This window comes from Aquimarina pacifica, from assembly GCF_000520955.1.
Classification (GTDB): Bacteria; Bacteroidota; Bacteroidia; order Flavobacteriales; family Flavobacteriaceae; genus Aquimarina; species Aquimarina pacifica.
Genome location: NZ_JACC01000087.1, coordinates 1 through 2701 on the forward strand (window position 1 = coordinate 1; position 2701 = coordinate 2701).

At 29.5% G+C, this 2701-nt stretch carries 1 protein-coding gene; it reads left to right on the forward strand.

The genetic code is table 11. The annotated features are described in order from the left end of the window. A partial coding sequence (locus DZ60_RS0121810; protein WP_025744127.1) for a CHAT domain-containing protein occupies nt 1-2701 on the forward strand: 2701 nt, incomplete at both ends.

Sequence of the window (2701 nt, forward strand, 5' to 3'; positions counted from 1 at the left end):
ACAAAAAATGATACGTTAGTAGCTTGGCAACATTATCAAAAGGCGGATTCATTATCAGAGGCAAACAATCATGATGGGTCTATTATTCTTTTTAAAAAAGCCCTCCCAATTTATGAAAAAGCAGAAGCATGGGAACGTATAGCGAGTTGTTATAATAAAATCTCGGAGCATCAATGGAAAACAAAGGAACTAGAAAAATCATTTAAAAATGCCAACAAAGCCTTAAAAATTAGTAATACCTACTTGAAAAAAGATCATCCGGAAGAAGCGAATTCTTATGACAACTTAGGTAAATACTATCATGAAAAAGGAATCTTCAAGCATGTTTTAGTCAATTTAGAAAAGGCATTAACAATCAGAAAAAAACTATTCCCTGAAAATCATCTTACTATTGCTAAATCGTACGCCTTCATAGGACTTTTCTACGAAAAAACCGAAAAATACCAAAAAGCAATATCATATTATAAAAAAACTTTAACCATTAATATCGCTGTTTTAGGACCAGAACATAAAAATACAGGATACTTGTATAATAATCTTGGAAATATTTACATGGCCTTACAAGAATATGATAAAGCACTTAGTTTTCAAGAAAAATGTTTATCCATAAGAATTAAGTCTTTTGGGAAAAATCACCTAAGAGCAGCTATTTCTTATCTAAATATTGGTATAATATATGCGAAAACATTGCAATTTGATATAGCCTTAGAATATTACCAAAAGGCATTGATAATATTTACAAAAGAAAATCATTCTTATGGATTAAGCCTTCTATATAATAACATGGGGGTTATCTTTAAACACAAAGGTGAGTATAATAAAGCACAACAATTTTATAAAAAAACTTTAGACTTAAGGTTAAAAGTCTTCGGAATTGACCATTATATGATTGCTAGGACCTACATGAATATTGGAACGGTTTATCAAAAATTAGACTTAGAAAAGTCAATTTCTTATTACAACGAAGCATTAAGAATCTACACAAAAGCATTCGGGAAAAACTATTCTAGCTCGGCTCGTATATATGACAACTTAGGTACTGTATTTAGAAGTCAAAAAAAATATGATGCTGCCATAAATCATTATTATAAATCCATTGAGATAAAAAGTTCGATTTTTGGAGATAACTACTCTGAAATAGCAGATTCTTACAATAACATTGGGTTAACATATTACAAAAACAATTCATTTTCTGAGGCATTAAATTATTACAATAAAAGCATAAAGACTCTTAAAAAATCAAATAAGCATTACCTCATTTCAGATTCGTACAATAACATAGGAAAAGTTTATTATCAACAGCAAGAGTATTTATCCGCATTATCCTATTATGACAAGGCAATTGAATCCAATATCAAAAAAAATGATACAACTCTAATAAGAACCTTTAACCCTAAAGACTTTTATGATTTAAATATCCTATTTGCAACATTAACTGCAAAAGCCAAAACATTTCAACAACAATACAAAAAGAATAAATCAATATCTGATCTTGAGCAAAGTACCATCTTATATCAACAATTAGATTTATTAAGTGATTATTTGAGGCAATCTTACCAAAATTATGAAGACAAAATAAATCTGGCAATACAATCAAAGGAAATGTATTCTGATGCCATTGCGGTACATCTCATTAATTACAACCTTACTAATGACAATAATGAATTAGAAAGGGTCCTTTATTACATTGAAAAAAGTAAATCAAATATTTTAAAAGATATACTTCTCGATACAAATGCAAAAAAAATTTCAGGATTACCCAATAAAATAATAACACTTGAAAAAAAACTAAAATCAAGTCGATCATATTATCAATCTCAAATCACATCTGAACAGTCCAAAGATTCTTCAGATAGTATCCTCATTCAAGAATACGAAAATAAACTTTTTGATATCAGTCGTCAACAAGACTCTTTGGTTCAAATTTTAGAAAAAAATCACCCAAAATATTACCAACTGAAACACCAAAACAAAACAATTTCTGTTTCTGAGATACAACAGAAATTAGATAAAAAAACTACTTTATTGGAGTTCTTTACTTCGGATAGTATCACCTATGCATTTACAATATCCAAAAACAAACTGTCAGTGAAGAGCATTCAGACCTCCTTATTAGAAGAAAATATAACTTCATTTCGTAAAGCCATTCTCTCAAAAAGTATCAAAAATTTAAAGAATAAAGGACATGAATTATATAACCAACTTTTAGAACCAATAAAAGCTAACATAGTAGGAGACAAACTTATTATTATCCCTGACGGACCTTTATGGCATCTCAACTTCGATCTATTATTAACAAAAAATAGTACAACGAATAACCCAAAGCTATTACCATACCTGTTTAAAGACTACGCCATTTCTTATGGTAATTCATCAGATTTATTGTTAAATCCACTTCAACAAAAAAGAAATAAAGAAAAACAAGATAATTGTCTTGCCTTTTCTTTTTCCGACACTACAAATACGTTTGTAACTAATACTATGCGATTAGCTGCATTACGAGATATAGGTGATGACCTTCCGGGAACGCGTAAAGAAATTAAAGCTATTGCGGATATTATTGATGGGCAATATTATTTTGGCGCTCAGGCAAATGAAGCTACTTTTAAGAAAAATGCCAATCAATATAAAATCTTACATCTCGCGGTACATGGAGAAGTAGATGACGAAAGACCACAGAATTCTAAACTCTTTTTCACAA